This window comes from Streptomyces sp. STR69 (assembly GCF_024519455.1).
GTDB lineage: Bacteria > Actinomycetota > Actinomycetes > Streptomycetales > Streptomycetaceae > Streptomyces.
This window is the reverse complement of sequence record NZ_JALJRY010000003.1, coordinates 299,763-326,081: the sequence shown is the minus strand read 5'-3', so window position 1 is coordinate 326,081 and position 26,319 is coordinate 299,763. Positions and strand designations below refer to the sequence as shown.

General features: G+C 70.6%; 22 protein-coding genes. 14 read left to right on the top strand and 8 right to left on the bottom strand.

Annotated features, from left to right (window positions below):
* Positions 1 to 7 precede the first annotated feature (7 nt).
* A complete protein-coding gene (locus OC490_RS07785) occupies positions 8 to 835 on the top strand; it encodes an alpha/beta fold hydrolase (protein WP_262057069.1) in 828 nt (275 codons plus the stop codon).
* A gap of 7 nt (positions 836 to 842) precedes the next feature.
* Here the strand turns inward: OC490_RS07785 and OC490_RS07780 are convergent, their stop codons facing one another.
* Positions 843 to 1,304 (bottom strand): universal stress protein, encoded by a 462-nt coding sequence (locus tag OC490_RS07780; RefSeq protein WP_262057068.1) that lies wholly within the window; start codon positions 1,302 to 1,304, stop codon positions 843 to 845.
* Positions 1,305 to 1,393: 89 nt separating this feature from the next.
* Here OC490_RS07780 and lysX point away from each other — a divergent pair, with 89 nt between their 5' ends.
* Complete coding sequence (lysX, locus tag OC490_RS07775; RefSeq protein ID WP_262057067.1) at positions 1,394 to 4,672, top strand: bifunctional lysylphosphatidylglycerol synthetase/lysine--tRNA ligase LysX; 3,279 nt, start codon at positions 1,394 to 1,396, stop codon at positions 4,670 to 4,672.
* Between the two features lie 91 nt (positions 4,673 to 4,763).
* Positions 4,764 to 5,603, top strand: a complete 840-nt coding sequence (locus OC490_RS07770; RefSeq protein ID WP_262057066.1) for a polysaccharide deacetylase family protein — start codon at positions 4,764 to 4,766, stop codon at positions 5,601 to 5,603.
* Between the two features lie 39 nt (positions 5,604 to 5,642).
* Here OC490_RS07770 and OC490_RS07765 read toward each other — a convergent pair whose 3' ends face one another.
* Positions 5,643 to 6,314 (bottom strand): class F sortase, encoded by a 672-nt coding sequence (locus tag OC490_RS07765; RefSeq protein WP_093623622.1) that lies wholly within the window; start codon positions 6,312 to 6,314, stop codon positions 5,643 to 5,645.
* A 332-nt stretch (positions 6,315 to 6,646) separates the two neighbouring features.
* On the opposite strand from OC490_RS07765, the gene OC490_RS07760 reads away from it, so the two are divergent.
* Positions 6,647 to 7,150: a hypothetical protein gene (locus OC490_RS07760; protein WP_262057065.1), complete on the top strand. Its 504-nt coding sequence runs from the start codon at positions 6,647 to 6,649 to the stop codon at positions 7,148 to 7,150.
* 97 nt (positions 7,151 to 7,247) lie between these two features.
* On the opposite strand, the gene OC490_RS07755 is transcribed toward OC490_RS07760, so the two are convergent.
* From OC490_RS07755 to OC490_RS07745, 3 genes are all read right to left on the bottom strand, one after another.
* Positions 7,248 to 7,796, bottom strand: a complete 549-nt coding sequence (locus tag OC490_RS07755; RefSeq protein ID WP_262057064.1) for a hypothetical protein — start codon at positions 7,794 to 7,796, stop codon at positions 7,248 to 7,250.
* Positions 7,797 to 8,018: 222 nt separating this feature from the next.
* Positions 8,019 to 8,783, bottom strand: a complete 765-nt coding sequence (locus OC490_RS07750) for a DUF4239 domain-containing protein (RefSeq protein WP_262057063.1) — start codon at positions 8,781 to 8,783, stop codon at positions 8,019 to 8,021.
* A 16-nt stretch (positions 8,784 to 8,799) separates the two neighbouring features.
* Positions 8,800 to 9,426 (bottom strand): hypothetical protein, encoded by a 627-nt coding sequence (locus OC490_RS07745; RefSeq protein ID WP_262057062.1) that lies wholly within the window; start codon positions 9,424 to 9,426, stop codon positions 8,800 to 8,802.
* Between the two features lie 320 nt (positions 9,427 to 9,746).
* Between OC490_RS07745 and OC490_RS07740 the strand changes: the two genes are divergently transcribed.
* The 3 genes from OC490_RS07740 (at position 9,747) to OC490_RS07730 (ending at position 13,951) form a co-directional block, all read left to right on the top strand.
* Positions 9,747 to 10,658, top strand: coding sequence for an SCO0930 family lipoprotein (locus tag OC490_RS07740; protein ID WP_262057200.1), 912 nt, complete (start codon positions 9,747 to 9,749; stop codon positions 10,656 to 10,658).
* A gap of 339 nt (positions 10,659 to 10,997) precedes the next feature.
* Positions 10,998 to 11,810, top strand: coding sequence for an SAM-dependent methyltransferase (locus tag OC490_RS07735; RefSeq protein ID WP_262057061.1), 813 nt, complete (start codon positions 10,998 to 11,000; stop codon positions 11,808 to 11,810).
* Positions 11,807 to 13,951 carry a putative bifunctional diguanylate cyclase/phosphodiesterase gene (locus OC490_RS07730; RefSeq protein ID WP_262057060.1) on the top strand — a complete coding sequence of 715 codons (2,145 nt, stop codon included), beginning with the start codon at positions 11,807 to 11,809 and terminating at the stop codon, positions 13,949 to 13,951. The genes OC490_RS07735 and OC490_RS07730 overlap by 4 nt, the downstream gene beginning before the upstream one ends.
* Positions 13,952 to 13,963: 12 nt before the next feature.
* On the opposite strand, the gene OC490_RS07725 is transcribed toward OC490_RS07730, so the two are convergent.
* Complete coding sequence (locus OC490_RS07725) at positions 13,964 to 15,187, bottom strand: PQQ-like beta-propeller repeat protein (RefSeq protein ID WP_262057059.1); 1,224 nt, start codon at positions 15,185 to 15,187, stop codon at positions 13,964 to 13,966.
* 44 nt (positions 15,188 to 15,231) lie between these two features.
* Positions 15,232 to 16,113 carry a LysR family transcriptional regulator gene (locus OC490_RS07720; RefSeq protein ID WP_262057058.1) on the bottom strand — a complete coding sequence of 294 codons (882 nt, stop codon included), beginning with the start codon at positions 16,111 to 16,113 and terminating at the stop codon, positions 15,232 to 15,234.
* Between the two features lie 120 nt (positions 16,114 to 16,233).
* On the opposite strand from OC490_RS07720, the gene OC490_RS07715 reads away from it, so the two are divergent.
* From OC490_RS07715 to OC490_RS07685, 7 genes are all read left to right on the top strand, one after another.
* Positions 16,234 to 16,905, top strand: coding sequence for a succinate dehydrogenase (locus OC490_RS07715; protein ID WP_262057199.1), 672 nt, complete (start codon positions 16,234 to 16,236; stop codon positions 16,903 to 16,905).
* Between the two features lies 1 nt (position 16,906).
* Complete coding sequence (locus OC490_RS07710) at positions 16,907 to 18,859, top strand: fumarate reductase/succinate dehydrogenase flavoprotein subunit (RefSeq protein WP_262057057.1); 1,953 nt, start codon at positions 16,907 to 16,909, stop codon at positions 18,857 to 18,859.
* Positions 18,856 to 19,605, top strand: coding sequence for a succinate dehydrogenase/fumarate reductase iron-sulfur subunit (locus tag OC490_RS07705; protein WP_262057056.1), 750 nt, complete (start codon positions 18,856 to 18,858; stop codon positions 19,603 to 19,605). Before OC490_RS07710 ends, OC490_RS07705 begins: the two co-directional genes overlap by 4 nt.
* A 122-nt stretch (positions 19,606 to 19,727) precedes the next feature.
* On the top strand, positions 19,728 to 20,753 hold the full coding sequence (locus OC490_RS07700; protein WP_262057055.1) for a hypothetical protein: 1,026 nt from the start codon (positions 19,728 to 19,730) through the stop codon (positions 20,751 to 20,753).
* A 172-nt stretch (positions 20,754 to 20,925) separates the two neighbouring features.
* The gene (locus tag OC490_RS07695; protein WP_262057054.1) at positions 20,926 to 21,699 is read left to right on the top strand and encodes a GNAT family N-acetyltransferase; all 774 of its coding nucleotides are present in this window, start codon (positions 20,926 to 20,928) and stop codon (positions 21,697 to 21,699) included.
* Positions 21,699 to 22,634 (top strand): lysophospholipid acyltransferase family protein, encoded by a 936-nt coding sequence (locus OC490_RS07690; RefSeq protein ID WP_262057053.1) that lies wholly within the window; start codon positions 21,699 to 21,701, stop codon positions 22,632 to 22,634. Before OC490_RS07695 ends, OC490_RS07690 begins: the two co-directional genes overlap by 1 nt.
* A gap of 120 nt (positions 22,635 to 22,754) precedes the next feature.
* On the top strand, positions 22,755 to 23,900 hold the full coding sequence (locus OC490_RS07685) for an alanine--tRNA ligase-related protein (protein WP_262057052.1): 1,146 nt from the start codon (positions 22,755 to 22,757) through the stop codon (positions 23,898 to 23,900).
* A gap of 73 nt (positions 23,901 to 23,973) precedes the next feature.
* Here OC490_RS07685 and OC490_RS07680 read toward each other — a convergent pair whose 3' ends face one another.
* Positions 23,974 to 26,316 carry an excinuclease ABC subunit UvrA gene (locus OC490_RS07680; protein ID WP_262057051.1) on the bottom strand — a complete coding sequence of 781 codons (2,343 nt, stop codon included), beginning with the start codon at positions 26,314 to 26,316 and terminating at the stop codon, positions 23,974 to 23,976.
* Positions 26,317 to 26,319: the final 3 nt, after the last annotated feature.

Here is a 26,319-nt window from a genome sequence, read left to right as displayed (position 1 = left end):
GGTTGTCATGACAGCTGCTTCGGAACTTGCTTCGGAACTGAGCTTCTTCGCATCTGCCGACGGGAACCTCGCCTACCGGGACGTGGGCACCGGCGACCCCGTGGTCCTCCTCCACTCAGGCTTCGCCGACCACCGCGTCTTCGACGACCAGATACCGGTCCTCGCCCGCGACTTCCGCGTGATCGCCCCCGACATCCGCGGCCACGGCTTCTCGGCCAACGCGAGCAGGCCGTTCCGCTGGGCCGACGACCTCGCGGGACTCCTGCACCACCTCGACCTGGGCCCCGCTGTCCTGGTCGGCCTGTGCATGGGCGCGGCCGTCGCCACCGACACCGCGCTGGAACACCCCGACCTGGTCCGGGCGATCGTCGTCTCCGGCGCCGGCACCAGCGCGTTCGAGTACACCGACCCCCAGCTGCTCGAACGCCAGGCCCGCGTCGGGCAGTTGCTCGCCGCCGGTGACCTCACGGGCTGGCTCGACCATTTCGCACAGGGGGTGGCGGGCCCGCACCGCACGCCGGACGAGGTCGACCCGTCCGTAATCCGGCGCCTGCGCGAACTGACCTCCCACACGCTCGCCAAGCACACCCCCGGCGAGCGGGACTGGTACGTCCCGTTGGGCGACCCCTGGCCCCGCGTCCCGAAACTCGACGCCCCGGTCCTCGCGATCCACGGCGCCCTCGACTGGCCCGACAGCATCGCCATGGCGAACCGCTTCACCGACACGGTCCCGAACGGCCGCTCGACCACGATCGAGAGCGCCGCCCACTACCCGAACATGGAGAAGCCCGAGGAGTTCAACGCGATCCTCCTGGACTTCCTGCACTCCCTCTGACACTGCCCTACGGCACCACAGTCACCGGCCACCGCCCCGCCTTCACCAACCGCACCGCGACCGACCCGATGATCCGGTGGCCGGCCTGTTCGGAGGCGCCGACGATGACCGCGTCGGCCTTCAGCTCGTCGGCGGCCTTCACCAGGCCGCCGTAGGGGTCGCCACGGAACGTGTGGAACTCCCACCGGATGTCGAATATCCCCTTCACCCGCTCGGTCTCGTGCCGGATCTGGGCGACCAGGTCCTCGGCGATCTCGTCGGTCGTCTCGGCGACCGGCGCCCCCACGGCCGCGCCCGCCGCCAGCACCGGCTGCACGTACACGAGGGCAAGCAGCGCGTGCTGCCGCCGGGCCAGGCCGGCGGCGTATGCCGCGGCCCGGAACGAGGACTCGGAGCCGTCCACTCCGGCGACGATGACCTTTGGCCCGTCCGTGCCCCGCTCGAACTGAGTTGAGTGCTGTTCCGTCACGGCTGTGAGGCTATCTGAACCCGCAGGTCCCGAACCGCCCCGGAGTTCTCGACGGGCGCGCGGCCCGCCGTGTTCCTACAGTCGGAAGCATGACTGCCACCGTGGAGGCGCCCGGGTCCAAGGACACCAAGGCTCCGGTACGGTCGCCCGGCCACGGTCTCCTCAGCAGGGTGCCCGAGGGCTTCGCGACCTTCTTCGGCGCCCTCGGCCTGCTCTGTGTCCTGCTGGCCCTCATCGCCCCGCTGCGCCGCGTGCTGCGCCCAGTGGTCCGTTTCCTCGACCTCCTCATCGTCCCGGTCAGCGCCAACCTCGCCTACGCGGTCTTCCTGTTCCTGCTGGCCGCCGCGACCGCCGCCCGCAAGAAGATCGCCTGGTGGCTGGTCGTCGTCTATCTGGGCCTGCTCGTCCTGACCGACGTCCTCGGCGTGGCCCTCGGCCTGTACGCCGAGTCCCTCCCGTCCCTGATCGTCTGCGCCCTGCTGCTGGTCCTGCTGATCGTCGCCCGCAGGCAGTTCTACGCCGCCTCCCGCCGCGCGGCCGTACGACGAGCCCTCGCCGTCCTCTTCGCCGGGCTGGCCGTCGCGATCCTGGCCGGCTGGGGACTGGTCTCCCTGTTCCCCGGCACACTCCCCGAGAGCCAGCACCTGGGCTGGGCCGCCGACCGCGTCTGCGGCGGCCTGGTCTCCGGCCGCTCCTTCGACGGCCGCCCGCCCCGCGCCCTGTTCTTCCTGCTCGGCCTCTTCGGCGCGCTCGCCCTCCTCAACGCGGCCACCGTCCTCTTCCGCTCCCAGCGCCTCGAAGCGGCCCTGCACGGCGACGAGGAGGACCGCATCCGCGCCCTCCTGAAGGCCTACGGCGGCCAGGACTCCCTCGGCTACTTCGCCACCCGGCGCGACAAGGCCGTCGTCTTCTCACCCAGCGGCAAGGCGGCCGTCACCTACCGCGTCGAGGCCGGCGTCTGCCTCGCCAGCGGCGACCCGGTCGGCGACCGCGAGGCCTGGCCGCACGCCATCGCCGCCTGGCTCGACCTGGCCCGCCGGCACGCCTGGGCCCCCGCGGTGATGGGCGCCTCCGAGGACGGCGCGAAGGCCTTCGCCCGCGCCGGGCTCGGCGCCCTCCAACTCGGCGACGAGGCCATCCTGCACGTCGCCGGCTTCGACCTCGCAGGACGCGACATGCGCGTCACCCGCCAGGCCGTCGGCCGCGTCCGCCGCGCCGGTGCCACCTGCCGGATCCGCCGCCACGCCACCCTCACCGACGCCGAGATGGAAGAGGTCGTCGACCGCGCCGACGCCTGGCGCGACACCGAGACCGAACGCGGCTTCTCCATGGCCCTGGACCGCCTCGGCGACCCGGCCGACGGCGACTGCCTCCTCGTAGAAGCCCTGGGCGAGGACGGCAAGTTGCTCGCCCTGCTCTCCCTCGTCCCCTGGGGCACCGACGGCGTCTCCCTCGACCTGATGCGCCGCGACCGTACCGCCCCCAACGGCGTCATGGAGTTCATGGTCGCCGAACTCTGCGCCACCGCACCGAAGTTGGGCGTCCACCGCATCTCCCTCAACTTCGCCGTGTTCCGCTCGGCCTTCGAGGAGGGCGCCCGCATCGGCGCGGGACCGGTTCTCCGCCTGTGGCGCCGCCTGCTGCTGTTCTTCTCCAAGTGGTGGCAACTGGAGGCCCTTTACCGCTCCAACGCCAAGTACCAACCCGAGTGGTACCCCCGCTTCATCTGCTACGGCGAGACCGCCTCCCTGGCCCGGATCAGCCTCGCCTCCGGCATCGCCGAGGGCTTCGTCTCCGTACCGTCGCTGCGCCAACTCTGGGGAAAGGGGCACCCGAAGAGCGGACAGCGGCCCGCGACCACCGCAGGGCTGCCGTCCCTGTCGGCGCTCGGCCTCGACGGAGGGGACGAGGCCGGGACCGACGGTCCGGACAGCGGACTGCCCGAACAGGTCCGCGTCCGGCACCGCACCCTCGACCGCCTGATCGCCACCGGCACCGACCCCTACCCGGTCGGCGTCCCGCAGCGCACCCACACCCTCGCCGAGGTCCGCGCGGGGGACCAAGTCACCGTCGCCGGGCGGGTCATGCGGGTACGCGACCTCGGCGGCATCGTCTTCCTCACCCTGCGCGACTGGTCCGGCGACCACCAACTCGCTCTCACCCGCGCCGAGTCGGGCCCCGACCTCGACCGCTTCACCGCCGACACCGACATCGGCGACCACATCACCGCCACCGGCCGCGCGGGCACCAGCGACAAGGGTGAGCCCACCGTCTTCGTCACCTCCTGGCAGCTCACCGGCAAGTGCCTGCGCCCCCTGCCCGACAAACACCGGGGCCTCACCGACCCCGAGGCCAGGGTCCGCATGCGCTACCTCGACCTGGTCGCGAGCCCCGCCGCCCGCGATGTGCTCCGCGCCCGCTCCACCGCCGTACAGGCCCTGCGCCAGGGCCTGTTGGAGCGCGGCTACCTGGAGGTCGAGACCCCGATGCTCCAGCAGATCCACGGCGGCGCCAACGCCCGCCCCTTCACCACCCACATCAACGCCTACGACCTCGACCTCTATCTGCGCATCGCCCCGGAGCTGTACCTCAAGCGCCTCTGCGTCGGCGGCCTGGAGAAGGTCTTCGAGATGGGCCGCACCTTCCGCAACGAGGGCGTCTCCTACAAGCACAACCCCGAGTTCACGATGCTGGAGGCCTACCAGGCGTACGCCGACTACGACGTGATGCTCGACCTCGCCCGCGAGCTCATCCAGGGCGCGGCCACCGCCGCCTTCGGCTCCGCCGTCGCCCGCAAGGACGGCGAGGAGTACGACATCTCGGGCCCCTGGCCGGTCAAGACCGTCTACGGCGCCATCTCCGAGGCGCTGGGGGAGTCCGTCGACGCCGACACCGAACTGCCCGCCCTGCACCGGCTCTGCGACCGCGCCAAGGTGCCGTACGGCGTCGACGACCCGCGCGGGGACGTCGTACTGGAGATGTACGAGCGGCTGGTGGAGGAGCCGACCCGGCTGCCGACCTTCTACAAGGACTTCCCGACCGACGTCTCCCCGCTCACCCGCCAGCACCGCACCGACCCGCGGCTCGCCGAACGCTGGGACCTGGTCGCCTTCGGCACCGAACTCGGCACCGCCTACTCCGAACTGACCGACCCCGTCGAACAGCGCCGCCGTCTCACCGCCCAGTCGCTGCTGGTCGCCGGGGGAGACCCCGAGGCGATGGAACTCGACGAGGACTTCCTCGACGCCCTCGAATACGCGATGCCGCCCACCGGGGGCCTCGGCATCGGAGTGGACCGACTGGTCATGTTCCTCACGGGTCTGACGATCCGTGAGACGCTGCCGTTCCCCCTCGTCCGGCGCCGCTGAGCGCGCGAACGCTGGGCCGGGCGGGTGTTTTCCTGCCGCCGCACCGGTGTTGCCGTGGGGCGGCGGTCTCCTGCCGGGCGACTGATGAGTCATGAAGAAGGATCAGTCGCTCACGCGCCGACGGGCCCTGCTCGCCGGCGCCGCTGCCGTCGGAGCGGCCGGCACCGCCGGTCTGCTGTACTCCGGACTCTCGGACGACGCCCCCGTCCGGGCCGCCGCTCCCGCCGCCGGGCCCCCACCGCGCCTCGCGCGCAAGCCCTCCGCCTACCGCCTCCGGCCCGTGGCCGGATACGGCGCACCGCACACCACCCTCGCCCACGTCCCGGTACGGCACGAACCCTTCCTGCGCATGTCCGGACGCGGCAACACCATGGTGCTCACCTTCGACGACGGACCCGACCCCCGCTACACCCCGCACATCCTGGACACCCTCGCCGAGTACGACGTCCGCGCCACGTTCTTCGTGTGCGGCGAGATGGCCGACTGGAACCGGGACATCCTGGGCCGGATGTCCGACGAGGGCCACGTCGTCGGCAACCACACCTGGTCCCATCCGCTCCTGACGAAGCTGACCCGCGGTCAGATCCGCTCCGAGATGGAACGCACCAGCGATGTCATCGAGGACGCCTACGGCGAACGCCCCCAGTGGTTCCGCGCGCCCTACGGCGCCTGGAACCGGGCCGCCTTCCAACTCGGCTCCGAGATGGGCATGGAACCCCTCGCGTGGACCGTCGACACCCTCGACTGGAACACACCCGGCACCCGCCACATCGTCAACGCGGTCGAGGACGGCGCCGCCCCCGGTGTCGTGGTGCTCTCGCACGACGCCGGGGGCGACCGTTCCCAGAGTGTGCGGGCGCTGCGCGAATATCTGCCGCACCTGCTCGACTCCGGCTATCACATGACGCTGCCGCGCCGCAGGACCACTTGACGGATTGACGGGCCTTCGCCCGCCCGGCCGGGGAAACGCTCAGCGGACCTCGACCAGGCGGGCGAAGACGACGACGTTCCCGTCGTAGCCGTTCTGCTTGGAGAAACCGCCCCCGCACGTGATGACGCGCAGTTCCGGAGTTCCCTTGGAGGCATAGACGCGGTCGCCGGGGAAGTTGCTCTTCTCGAAGACCTCGATGCCGTAGATCTCGAATACGGCCGTCTTTCCGTCCTTGCGCTCGACCTCGACGCGATTTCCCTTCTTGAGGGCCCCGAGTCCGTAGAACACGGCGGGGCCCATTTTGTTGTCGACATGGCCGACGACGACCGCCGTGCCCTTCTCGCCGGGCGAGACGGCGCCGGTGAACCAGCCCGCCAGGTTCGGGTCCTCCGGCGGCGGGGCGCCGACCCAGCCGTCCGCGTCCAGGCCCACCGGCATGACCGGGGCGTCGACGCGGATCGCCGGGATCCGCACCCGGTCGGCGACGGAGTACGGGAGCGGGGCCGGGGCCTTGCCGAAGGTGCCGACGCCGGTACGGCTGTCGGCGGCTGCCGCCGACGCCGGCTGCGGCGGCCCCACATCGAACTCTCCCGAACCATTCCGAATGAGCGCGAGACCGGTCAGCAGAACAAGCGCTATCACTCCCCACGGGGCGCGCTTCTTCTGCCGCTCCTCCTCTTCGGCAAGCTCGGACAGCTCGGACGCAGACATTCGCCATCCCCTCTCGACGCGGCCGTCGCCACGTCAATCGCGCATACGAGAACGCTAAGTCCCGAATGCGGAACCGGCGACGGGGCAGGCGCGAACGGGTGGCCCGGACATTCTTATGTGCGCCATATGAGGAGAAGGCGGCAGGAATTTTCTGACGGTCCGTGACCTGCGGCAATATCCGATTGTCCGGTCTCCCTTCGGCGTGTCCTCTCACCAGGACGGACCATTCCCGAAATGCGGGCGCGTGCAAGGCATCTGAGGGTGCGTCTGGGAGGCGTTTTCTCGCCGATCGACCGGGGACGGGTCCCGGGGCGCCTTCCGCGGAGGATGACATGCGTACAACTCGTGCTCTGGCTGCCGCCGGTGCCGCGGTGGCCGTCCTGGGGCTCGCCGCCCCGGCGGCCCTCGCGGACGGCATGGGGGAGAGCCCCAGCAACATCGTCGCCCTGCCCAGCGTGATCGCCCGCGGTGGCCAGTTGACCGTCACGGTCGACGGCTGCTTCACCGGCGCCACCGCCAACTCACCGGGCTTCGAACGCCCCGCGAACCTGTCGGCACTCGTCGGCGGGGCCGGCCAGACCGCCAGCGGAACGGCGCGGATCAGCAGAAACGCCGGCCCGGGCCCGTACAGCATCACCGTGCGCTGCCGGAACGGTTCCGTGCTGACCCGGGACTCCGCCTACACCGTCATCGGCGGTGTCCGCGGCGGTCTCGGCGGCAGCAGCGCCACCGGGGCGACCCCGACCGACATGGCGATCGGCGGCGGCCTGGTCGCCGCGGCCGTCGTGGGCGGCGGAGTGTTCTGGATGCGCCGCCGCACCGAGCGCGCCATCTGACCTCCTCCCCCTTCGGAGGTCGAGGCGCACGGAACAGGCCTTCGCCCCGGACCCTTTCGGGTTCCGGGGCGAAGGCCTGTGCGGGTGGGTGGAACGGTCAGGCGCCGTCCTCTCCGGTACGGCGACGGGAGAAGTGGTACGCCGCCCCGACCGAGCCCGCGATGAGGGCCGCGCCGATGCCGAGCTCCTTGAGGTCGAAGCCTGCGATGCTGCCGCCCTCACCGGCCCGGACCCCTCGGGGCATCTGCTGCGCCGGCTGGAGCGGCTGGATGTTGTTGTTGGTCCGGCCGGAGGCGATGGTCAGACCCGTGGAGCCGCTCTCGCCGCCGCACGTGAACGTCACCTGGTACACCGCGCCCGGCCTGGCGTCCCAGTCGACCATCGCGGTCGCCGAGGACTGACCCGGGGAGATCCTGACGGTGTCGAAGACCCCGGAGGAGACCGTGGCGGAGCCCCGGCAGCCGCCGCTGTCGCGGTCGAGCTGCAGGGTCACCTGGCCGCCCGCCGCGATCGTCGAGGGCAGGACGCTGAAGCCGAACGGCGTGATGTTGTGGTTGCCGTCGCCCTTCGCGACGGCGGCCGGTGCCGCGAGGGCGAGGGCGCTGATGCCCAGCAGTGCGGCCGAGGCGACGCGTATCGCGCGCATGGTGATTCCTCCGGGTCCCCGAGGAGCAGCCGCGGACCTTTTCCGCTGGCGCCGTAAATGCACCTCGATGTCCGAAACGCTAGGAACATGTGTGCGCTCCCGCGATCCCAGTCGCGCGAATGGGGCAACCGTGTGCGCCGCACAGGGGACACCGTTCCTGCGACCGGGGGACGGCCGCGGCGCGGCGGACGTCCCCCGGCACGCCGTCCCGGTGAGGGGCCGTCAGTCCTTGATGTGCGGGAAGAGGTTCAGGAACGGCTGCGCCGACGCCGTGATGCCACGGCTGTAGGGCGCGTCGAAGTCCCAGATCAGGAACAGCAGGAAGGCGATCAGCGCCGAGAACAGCCCGGCGAGGATCAGCTCACGTGGCGTACGCCGGATCTGCAGCGCGAAGACCATGCCGATGGTGATCACGGCCCCGGCGAGCAGCCCGAACCACACCACCGACGGCATCGTCGCCCCGGTGGAGTCCGCGCGGGCGCTGCGGGCCAGGTCGGCCGCGGCGACCTGCTCGACGAGCGGCTGGTAGGCCTGCGCCTGGAAGTCCGTCTTCGGCTGGTAGTCGGTGACGTCCTGACGGATGCGCTCAAGGAGATCGGTGCCGCGCTGGGTGAGCTTCTGGTGGTCGGCCATCGTCTTCCACTCGGTGTTGACGACCTGTGAGACGTAGGCGTCGACATCCGCCCGGATGCGGTCGCGCTCGTCCGGCGGATAGGCCCGCACCCGCTCCGAGATCTCGTGCAGCGCCTGTGCCTCCGCCTGCACATGGTCCTGTGCGGCGCTGCGGGCCTCCCAGACACCGGCGATCGCCAGACCCAGGACGATGGCGTACACCACGCCGATCCACATCGTCATGTACTCGATGACGTCCGGGGTCTCGCTGGGGTCCTCGTCCTCGGACGCCGCGCGTTCGCGCAGAAAGGTGACGATGACGACGACGACACAGGCCGCCGCCATCGCGAGGGCGAGAACAAGCCATTCCGACAAGGGGTTCCTCCGGGGATCAGCGCGGACGCAGCGCGGCGATGGCGACCACCGCGGGCAGGGTGATGAGCAGGACGTAGACGACCGGCGGCGTCCGGCTGGGAGCGGGCCGCCGGTGCGCCTGGGCGTGGTACTTCGGATAACTCACCGGGGTCGCCGCGGGTTGCGGGGCGGGCCTGGGTACCGGCTTCGGTTTCGGCGGGGTCGGTGTGGGCGTGGGCGTCGGGGTCGGCCGGGTCAGCGGAGCCGCCGGTGCCGGACGGGGCGCCGGAGCAGGCGGGGGAGGCGTGGGTTTCGGTGTGGGCCGCGGCGTCGGCGTCGGCCTGGGTGTCGGAGTCGGGGTGGGCTTCGGCTTCGGCTTCGGTGGGGGCGGCGGTGTGGGCTTCGGCGGCGGTGGAGTGGGCGTAGGGGAGGGGCAGGGCGGCGGGGGCGGTTTCGGGGTCGGCTTCTCGCAGGCCGGGGGCGTCGGCCAGGAGCCGCTGCCGGCCACCGCCACCGCCTCCGTGCCGTCCGGCCCCGTCGAGGCGTACGCGCACGCGTCGGCCGCCGCCAGGCCCGCCGGTGCGCCCGCCAGCAGCCAGGTCAGTGTCACCAGGGTCAACACCCTTGCGGCGAGGGCGGTTCGGGTCGGTTCGGGTCCATGCACGACGCAGATCATGAAGCCTCGCGGGCCGGGGCGCGCGGGGGCGCGAAAGGATTGCCCCGAAGGAGTGGAAGGCGCTGTGCGGCGGTTTGACGAACCGGCCCCGGGAGGTGGCCGGATGCGTACGTACATACGAAGTGGCTGCCGTGACACAGGAGTCGGAAAGATTTTTCTGCGGCCGTTGAACACTTCCGTGGTCCCCACCCGTACCTAGGACCGTGCGGCGGCACAGACGGGCGCTGCAACATCCAGGTGATTATGGGGAGTTGACGATGAAGACCTCCTGGCGGAGCGCCTCACTCGCGGCGACGGCCGTGTCCGTCATGGCGTTGACGGCGGCGTGCGGTTCGGGAAATGTGGCCACACCTTCCTCTGCGGCGCAGAACGTCGGTGCCACGGCGGCGGCCGGAGGTTATGGCAGCGTGGGGGCCGCTACGTCGAGCCCCAGCACCGGTGCCGGCAACGGCTACGGAGCCGACGGCCAGCAGGCCGCGGCGGCCGAGCCCGCGGGCCAGCTGACCGTTGCCAACAACCCCGACCTCGGCAAGGTGTTGAGCGACGGAGCGGGTCTGACCCTCTACCGTTTCGACGCCGACACGGCCAATCCTCCCAAGTCGAACTGCGACGGCGACTGCGCCACCGCGTGGCCGCCGGTTCCCGCCGACGACGCCACTGCCGGTGCCGGTATCGACAAGTCCCTCCTCGGCGAGGTGACCCGCACGGACGGCACCAAGCAGCTGACCATCGGCGGCTGGCCCGCCTACCGTTACGCCAAGGACGTCAACGCCGGTGACGTCAACGGCCAGGGTGTGGGCGGCAAGTGGTACGCGCTCGCCCCCGACGGCAAGAAGGCGACCCTCGCCTCGCTGCCCGGCCTGTCCGTCCGCAAGGACGCCAAGCTCGGTGACATCGTCGTCGACAAGAACGGCCACACGGTCTACCGCTTCCTGAAGGACAAGGCGTGGCCGAAGTCGGTCTCGAACTGCGTCGGCGCCTGCGCGGAGAAGTGGCCGGCCGTCGGCATCGTCTCGGCGAATGACACCAAGGGCGTCGAGAAGAAGGGCCTCATGGGCTTCACCCGGTCCGACGGCGCCAAGCAGATGACCGTCGACTGCTGGCCGATCTACACCTTCTCCGGTGACACGGCCGCCGGAGAGACCAACGGTCAGGGCGTGGGCGGCACTTGGTACGCCGTCTCCCCTGAAGGTAAAGCGGTCGGCGCGCCCGCGGCGTAGCGAGAACCTCCCCAGGGTTCGTCGCCCCCGCCCACTCGGCAACGGATACGCGGAAGGGAGGGACCCGGGCAAGCGACAAGAGTGCCGAAACACAGCAGCGCGTACGACCACAGGTCCGCCCCCTCCGCACCGCACGGAGGGGGCGGGCCGCTTTGGCGTTTCCCGTACAGCAATTCCGGCATTCTGCGCGCCTCTCCGCGTGTCCCCGCACGTCAATTCGGCACGTGCCGTGGGCAGTGACCGAGAACGGACGGTCAATTTCCGTTTCCGCTCGCTCCTTTGGCGGGCGATCAGTAGCCTCAGCTCGAACACCGGATCGCCTACGCCTTGGAGAGATACATGGAGCGTCCCGCCTGGGCACCACGGAGCATCGACATCTCGGTGCCGAGCGTTTCGCGTATCTACGACTACTACCTGGGCGGTTCGCACAACTTCGAGGTCGACCGGGAGGCGGCCCGCAAGGCCATGGAGTTCCTCCCGGGACTTCCCAAGATCATGCAGGCGAACCGGGCGTTCATGCGTCGCGCCGTACGCTTCGCGGCGGCCGAGGGCATCACCCAGTTCCTCGACATCGGCTCCGGAATTCCCACCTTCGGAAACGTCCACGAGGTGGCCCAGGAGGCCAGCCCCGGCGCCCATGTCATGTACGTCGACCACGACCCGGTGGCGGTCGCGCACAGCCAGGCCGTCCTCGCGGGCAACGCGACCGCGGGCGTCGTCGCGGCCGACCTCCGCAAGCCCCAGGAGATCCTGGCGAGTGCCGAGGTTCAGCGTCTGATCGACGTGAATCGGCCAGTGGCCTTACTTCTCGTTGCCATACTGCACTTCGTGGAAGACGCGGACGACCCGTACGGAGCGGTGGCACAGCTGCGCGACGCACTCGCGCCCGGCAGCCTGCTGATCCTCACGCATGCCTCGTACGAGGGAATCCCGCTGCCACCGGAGCGGGCGGAGGGCGCGGTGGACGTGTACAAGGACATTCGCAATCCGCTGATCATGCGCTCGCGCGAGGAGATCGCGCGGTTCTTCGAGGGGTACGACATGGTGGAACCCGGACTGGTGCCGATGCCGGACTGGCGGCCCGACACCGCACCGGAGGACGAGGATCCGTATTCCTTCTCCGGTTTCGCCGGCGTAGGACGCACGGCGTGACCGCGGAGCCGGACGGGCCGGAGGACAGACTGCGCAGGTTCGCGACCATCTGGAGCCGGGCGGTGTTCCCGGCGACCTCGACCTCGCTGACCCGGCCGGAGTTCGAGGAGCTGCTCCTGCCGCTGGCACGGCGGTTGAGCGAGGCGCTGCGGGCCAGGACCTTCGAGGCCGAGGAGGGCAAGGCGGTCGGCACCGCCCTCGTCGCAGCGCACTGCACCGACCCCGACGCGCTCAGCCGCACCCTGGAGTGCGTCGACGCCTACCTGGTGCTCTACTGCGGCGGCGACGGCTCCCAGGAGGACCTGCGGATCCGCTCGGCCCGCCTCCAGCACGCCATGGCCGCCGGCTTCGCCCAGGAACTGCGCGAGCGCACCCTTGCCGAGCAGGAGGCCATCTCGGTGGCCGCGCTCCAGGCCCAGGGTGTCGTCGCCCAGGCCCTGCACGCGACGGAGGCCCGCTTCCGTGCGGTTTTCGAGGGCGCGGCCATAGGAATCGGCATGGCCGATCTCGAAGGCAACATCCTCCAGGTCAACGGCGCGCTGCTGCGCATGTTCGGGATCTCCGACCAGGCCATGGGCGGACGCAACGTCCGCGAGTGGACCCACCCGGACGACGCGCCCCAGACCTGGACCCTCTACGACGAACTCGTCCGCGGCGAGCGCGAGCACTACCACGTCGAGAAGGCGTTCTACCGGCCTGACGGAACGGTCCTGTGGACCAACCTCACGGTCTCCCTGCTCCGCGACGCCGACGGCAAGCCGCAGTACCAGCTCGCCCTCATGGAGGACACCACCGAGCGACGGCTGCTCAACCTCCGGCTGCGCTACGAGGCGACCCACGACGCCCTCACCGGCCTCCCCAACCGCACCCTGTTCTTCGAACGCCTGGAGAAGGCGCTCGGCGCGGGCGACAACCAGCGGTTCGGGCTGTGCTACCTCGACCTCGACGGCTTCAAGACCATCAACGACAGCCTCGGCCACGCGGCCGGCGACCGGCTGCTCGTCGAGGTCGCCGACCGGCTCCAGTCGTGCGCGACGGCACCCGGCGAGATGGTCGCCCGGCTCGGCGGCGACGAGTTCGTGGCGCTGACCACGGGACCCGACACCGAGCGCGAGGTCGACGAGCTCGCGGGCCGCATCATGAACGCGCTGATCACCCCCGTCAGCATCGACGGCCGTGACCTCACCGTGCGCGGCTCGATCGGCATCGTCGAGGGCCCGGCCGGCGAGCGCGGTCCGGCGGAGGTGCTGCGCAGCGCCGACATCACGATGTACCGGGCCAAGTCGGCGGGCGGCAACCGCTTCGAGCTCGCCGACCCCGAGGCCGACGCCCGCGCCATCACGCGCCACGGTCTGACCACGGCACTTCCTGCCGCCCTGGACCGCAACGAGTTCTTCATCGAGTACCAGCCGCTGGTCCACCTCGGCGACGGCAGCGTGCGCGGCGCCGAGGCACTGGTCCGCTGGCTGCACCCGCAGCACGGCGTCCTGGGCCCCGACCGGTTCATCCCGCTCGCCGAACACACCGGTCTCATCGTGCCGTTGGGCCGCTGGGTCCTCGACCAGTCCGTCCGCCAGGCCAAGCAGTGGCAGGAACGACACGGCGGCAACGACGCCACCGGACCGCTGCGCATCAACGTCAACCTCTCGCCCTGCCAGCTCAGCCACCCCGGCCTGGTGCAGGACACCGTCGACATCCTGGAGCGCGCCGGTGTCCGCCCCGACGCGCTCTGCCTGGAGGTCACCGAGTCCGCGCTCATCGGCGCCGACGACGACCTGCTCAAGCCGCTGCGCCAACTCGCCGAGATGGGCGTCGACATCGCCCTCGACGACTTCGGCACCGGCTACTCCAACCTCGCCAACCTCCGCCGCCTCCCGGTGAGCATCCTCAAACTGGACCGCTCCTTCACCCAGGGCATGCAGCAGTTCCCGGCCGACCCCGTCGACCTCAAGATCGTCGAGGGCATCGTCTCCCTCGCCCACAGCCTGAACCTCGCGGTGACGGTCGAGGGTGTCGAGACCGGCGCGCAGGCCGAGCAGTTGCGGATACTCGGCTGCGACACGGCCCAGGGCTGGTACTACGCCCGCCCCGGCCCGCCGGACCGGCTGCACGACCTCGCGTTGGTGGACGCGACGGGCTGAGCGCCCGCTGCCTCAGGGCAGCGGGATCGACCGCAGACTGCGATGGGTGCCCGCCTGCACGACGACATGGTCCGGGTCACCGCCCGGCACGACGAGCCGGGGGCCTTCCCCGTCCCTCGCCTGTGAGTACCGCGGGGACATGCGCGGCGCGGCGTCGCCGGTCCCCTTCGGACCGGCGCGCAGGTCGATCGAGATCACCCGGTCCCTGACGGCGGCGTCGTTGCCCGGGGTGAAGGTGACGAACCGGTCACCCGCCAACTCCCCCTCCTCCGTGGTGTCGTAGTAACTCCACAACCTCTTGGGGTGGACGAGGTCGTACGCGTTCCAGGAACCGGCGCTCGTGTCCTCCGCGCCGGCCTCGAACAGCACGAGCACACCGTCGGACGAGATCACACCGCGCTCGGGCTTGTCGCCGGTGTCCTCGGCGGTTTTCATCGGCCGGAGCGTGACCGGGTCCAGGCGCTGGAGCGGCGGAAAGACGTCCCCGGCGGAGTACGGGCTGCCGGTGCACACGAGGTAGTGGCCACCGGAGATGAGGTTGGCGCACTCGACACCCTTGGGGGTGGTCGCCACGGCGTCGCCGGTACGCGCGTCACGGGCGGTGACCTTCGTGCCGTCGGTGGTGTAGACACGGCCCCCGAAGGCGGCGACGCCCCCGTACGAGTCCGCGTGGAAGGTGCGGCTCCACAGCGACTCGCCGTCGGACATCCGGAAGGCGGCCAGGGTGATGCCCCTCTCGTTCACGTCCGGATTCTCGACGGCGTAGACGGTGCCGTCCGCCGCGCCGAGGACCGCGGGGATGCTGGCGTCGGTCAGCGGGCGTGTCCAGGCGACCCTGCCCGTGCGCAGATTCACCGCGCGCAGCGTCTTGCCGGAACTGGTCACGGCCCGTTCGGTGGCCGGGTCGACGACAAGGTCGGCGTCCTTGCCGCGGTCGGCCGGCGGGACGGACCAGGTGACCTGGCCGGTGCTGCGGGACCGCCCGACGAACCCGCCGGAACCGGTGCGGCACACGACCTGATGAGCCGTCGCCTCGCAACGGCCCTCCGCCGCGGAGTAGGAAGCGGTCCACGCGTTCCACCCGGCGCCGACGGCGGCGGTCGGCGAGGCGCTGGGCGTTCCGGGTGCCGAGACCGTCGTCCGGTACGACTCGCCGGAAGGCGTACTTCCCGAGCCCGTACAGCCCGCGAGTATCAGCCCGAGCAGCGGCACGCCGGCCAGCCATGTTCTTCGCATCTCTGGTTCCCCCCTCGTACGCGAAGGGTTCATGTTACGGACGATCAGCGCTCCAGCAGCATCCGTTGCAGTTCTCTGGCGGCCCGCGGCGGAGCCACATCGCTGCGATGCGCGAGCGCGATCGTCCGGTGCAGCCCGGGCCGGGCCAGTGGGGTCACCCGCAGCCCGCGACCGGACTTCGTGGCGACCATGCGCGGCACTACGGCCACACCGAGCCCCGCCCGTACGAAGCCGAGGACGGCGTCCATCTCGCCGCCCTCCACCGCGAAGTCGGGTTCGAAGCCCTCCGCGCGGCACGCGGCGACAGTCAGTTCGCGCAGGTCGTAGCCGTGCCGGAACATCACCAGGCGCTCGCCCTCCAGATCGGAGATCCGCACCGTCCGCCCACGCCCCGGCACCGCCGCCTCCGGAGACGACACGACCACCAGGTCCTCGCGCAGCAGCTCCACCGTCGTCAGCGCCGGTGACGGGGTGGGCAGCGGCAGCACCACCAGGGCCAGGTCCAGGGCGCCGCGCGCGAGTTCGCGTACGAGATCGTGCGAACCGCCCTCCTCGATCAGCAGCCGGATGCCCGGATAGCGGTCGTGGAAGGCGCGCAGCACATCCGGCAGCAGGCCCGTGCACAGGCTCGGCGTCGCGCCGAGGCGGATCCGGCCGCTGCGCAGCTGGACCAGTTCGAGGACCTCGTGCCGGGCCGTGTCCGCGTCGGCCAGGATCCGCCGGGCCAGCGGCAGCAGCGCCTCGCCCGCGTCGGTGAGCGTGATGTTCCCCCGCGCCCGCAGGAACAGATCCGCGCCCAACTCCCGCTCCAGCGCCTTGATCTGCTGGGACAGCGAGGGCTGCGCGACATGGACGAGATCGGCGGCGCGGGTGAAGTGCCGGGTCTCGGCGACGGCCACGAAGTACTGGAGCTGCTGGAACTGCATCCACCCACGATAGTCGTAGCCTATGGAAACCAGGCAGATCATGTCTTGGACCGATCGACTCTCCGGCGCCTAACGTCCGTAGTCATGGCTCTGGCAACGCGGACGGACCGACGGCCGTCGATGGCGCGCACGGTGTGGGACAGCTCCGTCGGCAAGAAGACAGTGATGGCGGTCAGCGGCCTGATCATGCTGCTGTACCTGGTTGTCCACATGATCGGGAACCTGAAGATCTTCTTCGGCGCGGGGGAGTTCAACCACTACGCCCACTGGCTGCGCACCGTCGGCGAGCCCTTCATGCACTACGAGTGGACGCTCTGGCTGATCCGGATCGTCCTCGTCGTCGCCGTCATCGCACACGCCGTCTCCGCGTACCAGCTCAGCCGCCGCGACATCAGGGCGCGCCCCAGCAAGTACGTGCACAAGAAGCCCCGGGCGACGTATGCCACCCGCACCATGCGCTGGGGCGGGATCATCCTCGCCCTGTTCATCGTCTGGCACATCCTCGACCTGACGACCGGCACCGTGCATTCAGGCGGCTTCCAGGAGGGCCACCCGTACCAGAACGTCGTGGACACCTTCTCCACCTGGTACGGCGACACCATCTACATCGTCGCGATGCTCGCCCTCGGCCTGCACGTCCGGCACGGCTTCTGGAGCGCCGCGCAGACCCTCGGCGCGGGCAGCCGCAGCCGCGACCGCGCTCTGAAGTCGACCGCCAATGTCCTCGCACTGCTGCTCACCGCCGGCTTCATCGCCGTCCCCGTGGGCGTCATGACCGGAGTGGTGAGCTGAAATGGCCCATGAATACGCCGACTTCACGACCGGCGACCCCGTCACCGACACCAAGTCCCCCACCGGCCCCATCAACGAGCGCTGGGACACCCGCCGTTTCGAGGCCAAACTCGTCAACCCCGCCAACCGGCGCAAACACACGGTGATCGTCGTGGGCACCGGCCTCGCGGGCGGCTCCGCGGGCGCCACTCTCGCCGAACAGGGCTACCACGTAGTCCAGTTCTGCTACCAGGACTCCCCGCGCCGCGCCCACTCGATCGCGGCGCAGGGCGGCATCAACGCGGCGAAGAACTACCGCAACGACGGCGACTCCGTCCACCGCCTCTTCTACGACACCGTCAAGGGCGGCGACTTCAGGGCCCGCGAGTCCAACGTCCACCGCCTCGCGCAGATCTCCGTCGAGATCATCGACCAGTGCGTGGCGCAGGGCGTGCCGTTCGCGCGGGAGTACGGCGGCCTGCTCGACACGCGTTCCTTCGGCGGCGTACAGGTGTCACGGACGTTCTACGCCCGCGGTCAGACAGGACAGCAACTCCTGCTCGGCGCCTACCAGGCACTGTCCCGGCAGATCGCCGTCGGGAACATCGAGATGCACCCGCGCACCGAGATGCTCGACCTGATCGTCATCGACGGGAAGGCACGCGGGATCGTGGCGCGCGATCTCATCAGCGGCCGTATCGACACGTACTTCGCGGACGCCGTCGTCCTCGCCAGCGGCGGCTACGGCAATGTCTTCTACCTGTCGACGAACGCCATGAACTCCAACGCCACCGCCGTCTGGCGCGCGCACCGGCGCGGAGCGCTCTTCGCCAACCCGTGCTTCACGCAGATCCACCCCACCTGCATCCCGCGCACCGGCGAGCACCAGTCCAAGCTCACCCTGATGAGCGAGTCGCTGCGCAACGACGGCCGGATCTGGGTGCCGAAGGCACAGGGCGACACGCGTCCGGCGAACCAGATCCCCGAGGACGAGCGCGACTACTACCTGGAGCGCATCTACCCGTCCTTCGGCAACCTGGTGCCGCGCGACATCGCCTCCCGAGCCGCCAAGAACGTCTGCGACGAGGGCAGGGGCGTCGGCCCCGGCGGTCAGGGCGTCTACCTCGACTTCGCCGACGCCATACGGCGGTTGGGCCGCAAGGCCGTCGAGGAGAAGTACGGCAACCTCTTCGACATGTACGCCCGGATCACGGCCGAGGACCCGTACACGGTCCCGATGCGGATCTATCCCGCCGTGCACTACACGATGGGCGGCCTCTGGGTCGACTACGACCTCCAGACCACGATCCCGGGCCTGTTCGCGATCGGGGAGGCCAACTTCTCCGACCACGGCGCCAACCGGCTCGGTGCCTCCGCGCTGATGCAGGGTCTCGCCGACGGCTACTTCGTCCTCCCGGCGACCATCAACGACTACCTCGCCCGACACCCCGGACACGAGGACATCACCGTCGAACACCCCGCCGTGCAGGAGGTGTTGGCGGAGACCGAGGACCGTCTCAACCTCCTCCTCTCCGTCGACGGCGACCGCACCCCCGACTCCTTCCACCGCGAAGTCGGCGAGCTCATGTGGGAGTTCTGCGGAATGGCCCGTACCGACAGCGGACTGCGCAAGGCGCTGGAGCGCATCCCGCAGATCCGTGAGGAGTTCTGGCGGCGGATCAAGGTCCCGGGCACCGGCGAGGAGTTCAACCAGTCCCTGGAGAAGGCGAACCGCGTCGTCGACTACCTCGAACTCGCCGAGCTGATGTGCCTCGACGCGCTCAACCGCGCCGAGTCCTGCGGCGGGCACTTCCGCGAGGAGTCGCAGACCCCGGACGGCGAAGCGGCGCGCAGGGACGACGAGTTCAGCTACGCCGCCGCCTGGGAGTTCACCGGCACCGGATCGTCTCCCGTGCTGCACAAGGAAGACCTGGTCTTCGAGTACGTCCACCCCACTCAGCGGAGCTACGCATGAAGCTCACCCTGCGCGTCTGGCGGCAACGCAACGCAGACGCCGAAGGCGCCATGTCCACCTACCAAGTGGACGGAATCTCCACGGACATGTCGTTCCTGGAGATGCTCGACACCCTCAACGAGGAGCTCATCCTCAAGGGAGAGGACCCGGTCGCCTTCGACCACGACTGCCGCGAGGGCATCTGTGGCGCGTGCAGCCTGGTCATCAACGGCGACGCGCACGGCCCCGAGCGCACCACCACCTGCCAACTGCACATGCGGTCCTTCCAGGACGGCGACACGATCGACATCGAACCGTGGCGCGCCTCGGCCTTCCCGGTCGTCAAGGACCTGGTGGTGGACCGCTCGGCCTTCGACCGGATCATCCAGGCCGGCGGCTACATCACCGCCCCGACGGGGGCCGCCCCCGAGGCCCACGCCACCGCCGTCCCCAAACCGGACGCCGACTTCGCCTTCGAGCACGCCGAGTGCATCGGCTGCGGGGCGTGCGTGGCCGCGTGTCCCAACGGGGCGGCGATGCTGTTCACTTCGGCCAAGATCAACCACCTCAACGTGCTCCCGCAGGGCGCACCCGAGCGCGAGACCCGCGTCCTCGACATGGTCGCGCAGATGGACGACGAGGGCTTCGGCGGCTGCACCCTCGCCGGCGAGTGCGCCACCGCCTGCCCGAAGGGCATCCCGCTGGTCTCCATCACCGCCATGAACAAGGAGTGGCTGCGGGCGACGCGCAAGGTCGCCAAGCGCTGAACTCCCCTGCGAACTCCCTTACGGGACAAGAACGTTCGCCGACAAGATGCGGACGGGCGGGACCGGGAATGGTGCTCATCCCCGGTCCCGCCAGGCATCGAGCCGCTCGGTAAGCTGCGCGCATGATCTTCACAGGCAGGGGAAAGGAGCGGTTTCTCGACGCCGTCACGGGGTTCGAGACCGCTGTGCGCGAGCGGGACGGCGAGCGGGCCCAGCGCCTGCTCCAGGACATGTACGGCCGGTTCGACAAGGCGGCGGAGCATGAGCTCGTAGCCGCCGGGCCCCGTCTCGCGGCACTGCTGCCGGACATGCCCGTGGGGCCGCGAGCCCTGACGGCCGTGGCGGTCGGCGCCTGTGTCGAACGGGGCGCGGACGCGACGCTGTGCGGTCCGTACGTCTTCGACGGGCTCGCCGCGGCCCTAGGCTCCGCCGGGGAGTTCTGCGAGCGCTGGGCGGCGACCGGGGGAGGAGACCTGCCCGATCCGGACTCGGGCGACCCGGAACCCGCCGTACTCGAACGGGCCGGACGGGACGCCACCTTTGGCTGGTGGCTACTGCCCCGCTGGGAGATGGCCACCGTGTCGATGCTGAACCGCCCCTCGGTGCGCACGGCACTCGAACCCGCCCTGCGCACTGGCCTGTTGGACGCCCTGCGTGCCGTACAGGAGGCGTCCGGCGACAGCTTCAAGTGCCTGCACTACGCCCTCCTCGTCCTCGACGACGAACCGCTCCTCGCCCTGCACCGCCCCACCGGCACCGGCTACCTGCTCCGGATGACCGGCATCGGCGACACCTTCCAACTGCACACCCTCCTCGCCGACGTCCTCATCGGCGGCGGACACATACCCGGGCAGGCGCCCTCCGCGCAGGAGGCGGCCGTGTGCCGGGACGCCCCGGGGCAGGTGCCGACCACCGGATCCTTCAACCTCGTGACCCCGGGCGGCGAATGGGTGTGGAACGAGGGAACTCCCACCGACATCCCGGTCGTTGAAGGCGTACGGTTGCTGGTCCTCGACCCGGCACCGTACAAACGCGGCTGGCCCGCCGGCCGTTTCTTCCCCGGGATGACCGGTGACCTGGTGCTGGAGCGGGTGCTCGGCGCCGACGAGACCCGGGAGTGGCTGGGGCGGTGCGCCCCGCCGAAGTGAACGGCACACCCTGATGGTCCGGGTGTGGGGACGCCGTTCAACAACCCCACATCCCGGCTCCGGGCACAGGTCACGCGCAGGACGCCCGGCGTAGGAAGAACTGTTGCGGCTGGACATACGGAACCGGCCAGCTTGTTCCTTCGCCGAACCCGGCCCGTGATCAGGGAGAGCCATGACCGGCGTTTCCACCCTCGACCGTCCCTCGCAGCCCGCCGCGCCGACCCGCTACACCGTCACGCTCGCCCGTGACGAGGACGATGTGCGTGCCGCGCAGCGGCTGCGGCACGACGTCTTCGCCGGTGAGATGGGCGCCCTCCTGTCCAGCCCGCAGCCCGGCCTGGACGTGGACGCCTTCGACGCCTACTGCGACCACCTCCTCGTCCGCGACACGGTCACCGGGCAGGTGGTCGGCACCTACCGGCTGCTGCCGCCCGAGCGCGCCGCGGTCGCCGGACGGCTCTACTCGGAGAGCGAGTTCGACCTCGCCCCCCTCGACTCGATCCGCCCGGGCCTCGTCGAGGTCGGCCGCTCCTGCGTCCACCCCGACCACCGCGACGGCACGGTCATCGGCCTCATCTGGGCCGGCATAGCCCGCTACATGGTCGACCGCGGCCACGAATGGCTCGCCGGCTGCTGCTCGATCCCGCTCGCCGACGGCGGCGCCCTCGCCGCCGGCACCTGGGACCGGGTCAGCGCCAAGCACCTCGCGCCGGAGGAGTTCCGGGTACGGCCCCTGCTGCCCTGGAGCCCGGACGGCGTCACCCGCCCCACGGACCGCGTCGAACTCCCGCCGCTGCTGCGCGGATACGTCCGCCTCGGCGCCTGGGTCTGCGGCGAGCCCGCCCACGACCCGGACTTCGGGGTCGCCGACCTGTACGTGCTGCTGTCGATGCGCCGGGTCAACCCGCGCTATCTGCGGCACTTCCTCTCGCTCGTCCCGGCCTGATGAGCGTCTGGCTGCCCAGCGCGCCCTGCACCCCCAGGACGTGCATCGGGTCGACGGGGTCCGTCACGGCCCTACCGCGCGCCGTGCTGAGATTCGTGGCCGTACTGGTCGTGGTGGCAGTCGGGGCCGCCCTCACACCCATCGGCGGGCGCATCCCCGCCCGCGCGGTGCGCTGGTGGTGCCGGACCATCGTCCGGGCCGCCGGCATCCGGCTCCGCATCACCGGAAGCACCACGCCCACCGGCGGACTGCTGCTGGTCGCCAACCACATCTCGTGGCTGGACATCCCCCTGATGGCCGCCGTACGCCCGGCCCGCATGCTGGCCAAGGCCGAGATCCGGCACTGGCCCGTCGCCGGGCCACTCACCGCGGGCAGCGGCGCCCTCTTCATCGACCGCGACCGGCTGCGCGCCCTGCCCGAGACGGTCGCCTCCATCGCGGGCGCCCTGCGGGCCGGCGGAGCGGTCGCCGTCTTCCCCGAGGGCAGCACCTGGTGCGGCCTGGCCCAGGGACACTTCCGGCGGGCCGTCTTCCAGGCCGCGCTGGACGCGGGAGTGCCCGTACAGCCGGTCGGCCTGCACTACCTCACCGACAGCGGCACGGCCAGCACGGCCCCCGCCTTCGTGGGCAGCGACTCGTTGCTGACCTCGGTGTGGCGGGTGGTGTCGACGCGCGGACTGGTCGCCGACGTCGAGGTGGGGGAGACCATAGCTCCCGGCAGCCACCCCGACCGCCGCTCCCTCGCCCACGCGGCACAGACCGGAGTGTCGGGCCGGGCCCAGCACCCGGACCACTGCACCTCGGTGGTGCGGACCCCGGTGAAAATTCGCAGGACGACGCGGAGGCGTCCTGCTAGCGTCGCGGCCATGAGGATCATCAGGCACACCGGCACCGCGACCGCGCGAGCGACCAGCTCGCCGGCTGCCGACGCCTGACCTCACCCACCTCTCCCGGCGGCCGGAAACGGACCGCCGGGACGTGTCGTTTCCACCCCCCCTCGCACCCTGCCCAGCGGTCCCTTCCGGTCCCCACCCGACCCGAAGGACCCAACCGCCATGAACACCGACGACACCGTCCGCACCTTCCTCGACTTCTACCGCGAACGCGGGCACGAGCCGATCACCGGCAGCACACTCCTGCCACCACCGTCCGACCCGGTCCTCTTCACCACCTCCGGCATGCACCCGCTCACGCCGTACCTGCAGGGCAGCCCCCATCCACAGGGGCGGCGCCTGGTCGACGTCCAGCGCTGTCTGCGCACCACCGACCTCGACGAGGTCGGCGACCGTACCCACCTGACCGTGTTCGAGATGCTCGGCTCCTGGTCGCTGGGCGACTACGACCATCCGCAGAGCCTGCGCTGGGGCTACGAACTCCTCCGCGACGGTTTCGGCGTCCCACCCGAGAAGCTGTACGTCACCGTCTTCGACACCGACCTTGAATCCCACTGCACCTGGCGGGAGTTGGGCCTGCCCGTGGAACCGACCCAGGACGAGAACTGGTGGTCCAACGGACCGACCGGCCCCTGCGGCCCCGACTCCGAGATCTTCTTCTGGACCGGCGACGGCCCGCCGGAGGGGAGCCCGACCACCGACCCGCGCTGGGTGGAGATCTGGAACCACGTGCACATGCGGTACGACCGTGGCGAGGACGGTGAGCTGGTGCCGCTGCGGCAGGTCAACGTCGACACGGGGATGGGGTTGGAGCGGCTTGTTTCCGTCCTCCAAGGCCGCAGCTCGGTCTATGAGACGGACCTGTTCGAGCCGTGGATGCGACGGATCCCGCAGTTGTGGGATCTGGACGAGCGTTCCGTGCGGGTGGTCTGCGATCATCTGCGGTCGAGTGTCGTGATCCTCGGGGACGGGGTGCGGCCGTCCAACACCGGCCGTGGATATGTCCTACGGCGGCTCGTCCGGCGGCTGCTCACCGTCCTGCGGCGCGATGATCCCTCGCGCACGCTGGGAGATCTGCCGGGGGAGCTTGTCGAGCACACGCTCGACCATTTTCGTCAGTCCCTCGGCGGCGGCACCGTGAGCGAGGTGCTGGTGGACGAGGAGCGGCGGTTCGATCTGCTTCTGGAGCGGGGGCGGCGGGTGCTGTCCCGGCCGCAGTTTCGAGGTCCTCTGAGTGAGGAGAACTATCGCTATCTGCATGACACTCATGGGTTGCCCCGTGAGTTGGTTGCCGGTCTGTTGCGCTAGGGCTGCGGGTGCGTGGGGGCGGGTCGCGTCCACGCGGCGGGGCGGAGCCGCAGATTGATACGGCCTCGCGCCCCTAAGGGGTTGCCAGTGCCCTTCGTAGATAAGGGGCCGTAGTGCTTCCTGCCGCCTCCGCCACCTCCCGCGGCGGGCCCGCTGCCACGATCCTGCCGCCCTCCTCCCCGCCGCCCGGGCCCATGTCGACGATCCAGTCCGCGCCCGCCACCACCGCCATGTCGTGCTCGACCACCACCACGGTGTGGCCCGCGTCGACCAGTCCGTGGAGTTGGTGGAGGAGGACCTCGACGTCGGCGGGGTGGAGGCCGGTGGTCGGTTCGTCGAGGAGGTAGAGGGTGTGGCCGCGTCGGGTGCGCTGCAACTCGCTTGCCAGCTTGATGCGTTGGGCCTCGCCACCGGAGAGTTCGGTGGCGGGCTGGCCCAGTCGCAGGTAGCCGAGGCCTACGTCCAGGAGTGTGGTGAGGCTGCGGGCCACGGCCGGGGTGTCCGTGTCCGCGAAGAAGTCGGACGCGGCCTCCACCGTCAGGTTGAGGACCTGGGCGATGTTCCGTCCCCGGTACGTCACTTGGAGTGTCTCGGGGTTGTAGCGGGCCCCGCCGCAGTCGGGGCAGGGTGCGTAGGTGCTCGGGAGGAAGAGCAGCTCGACGCTGACGAATCCCTCGCCCTGGCAGGTCTCGCAGCGCCCGCCCGGCACATTGAAGGAGAACCGCCCTGCGCCGTAACCCCGTTGCCGTGCCTCGTCGGTGGCCGCGAACACCCTGCGGACGACGTCGAAGAGGCCGGTGTAGGTGGCGAGGTTCGAGCGCGGGGTGCGGCCGATCGGTCTCTGATCGACCGACACCAGTCGTCCCACGCCCGGCAGTTCCTCGGTGATCTCGCCGATCAGCGTCGACTTCCCGGAGCCGGACACGCCGGTGACGGCGGTGAACACACCCAGGGGGAAGCCGGCTGTCACGTCCCGCAGGTTGTGCCGGGTGATCGGGCCGACCTTCAACTCACCCTGCGGCGAACGGACTTCGCGGGCCGGTGCGGGGGTGTGGTCGAAGAGGTAGCGCGCTGTCGCCGATTGCCTCACCTTCGCCAGGTCGGCCACGGGGCCGCTGTGCAGCACCCGGCCGCCGTGTTCGCCGGCCAGTGGGCCCACGTCCACCAGCCAGTCGGCGGCGCGCATCACGTCGAGGTGGTGCTCCACCACGAACACCGAGTTGCCCGCCGACTTCAGCCGCGCCAGCACCGTGAGCAGGGCCTCGGTGTCGGCGGGGTGCAGTCCGGCGGAGGGTTCGTCGAGGACGTAGACGACGCCGAAGAGTCCGGAGCGCAACTGTGTTGCCAGGCGCAGGCGTTGCAGCTCGCCCGCCGAAAGAGTCGGGGTCGCGCGGTCCAGGCTGAGATAGCCGAGGCCGAGTTCGAGGACGGGGGAGATGCGGGACTTGAGGTCCTGGGTGAGGACGCGGGCCGCCTCCGAGGTCGCGTCGAGGGTGCCCGTCAGTTCCGTGAGGGGGAGTGCGGCCAGGTCGGCGATCGTGCGGCCCGCCACGGTCACCGCCAGGGACTCGGCGCGCAGTCGGCTGCCTCGACAGACCGGGCAGGGTGCACTGGTCAGGAAGCGTTCCGCTTTGGCCCGTAGGGTCGGGCTCTTCGTGTCCGAGAAGGTCTTCATGACATAGCGGTGGGCGCTCATGTACGTGCCCTGGTACGGGCGTTGGATGCGGTCGGCGTCCCGGACCGGATGGACCGTGACCACCGGCTGCTCGTCCGTGAACAGGATCCACTCCCGCTGTTCGGCGGGGAGTTCGCGCCACGGCACGTCGACGTCGTGGCCGAGGGTGTCGAGGATGTCGCGCAGGTTCTTGCCCTGCCAGGCGCCCGGCCAGGCGGCGATCGCGCCCTCGCGGATCGACCGGGAGGGGTCGGGGATCAGGGACTCCTCGGTCGTACGGTGCACCCTGCCGAGCCCGTGGCACTCCGGGCACGCGCCCGCCGCCGTATTGGGGGAGAAGGCGTCCGAGTCGAGGCGTTCGGCGCCGAGCGGGTAGTCGCCGACGCGGGAGAACAGCATGCGGAGTGAGTTGGAGAGGTTGGTGACCGTGCCCACCGAGGAGCGGGAGGTGGGGGTCGAGCGGCGCTGCTGGAGCGAGACCGCGGGCGGAAGGCCGGTGATCTCGCCGACCTTCGGGGCGCCGATCTGGTGGATCAGTCTGCGGGCGTACGGCGCGACCGACTCGAAGTAGCGGCGCTGGGCCTCCGCGTAGATCGTGCCGAAGGCGAGGGAGGACTTCCCGGAGCCGGAGACGCCCGTGAACACGGCCAGCACGTCCCGCGGGATGTCGACGTCGACGCCCTGGAGGTTGTGCTCGCGGGCGCCGCGGACGCGGACGTAGGGGTCGTGGGGGCTGTGCATGAC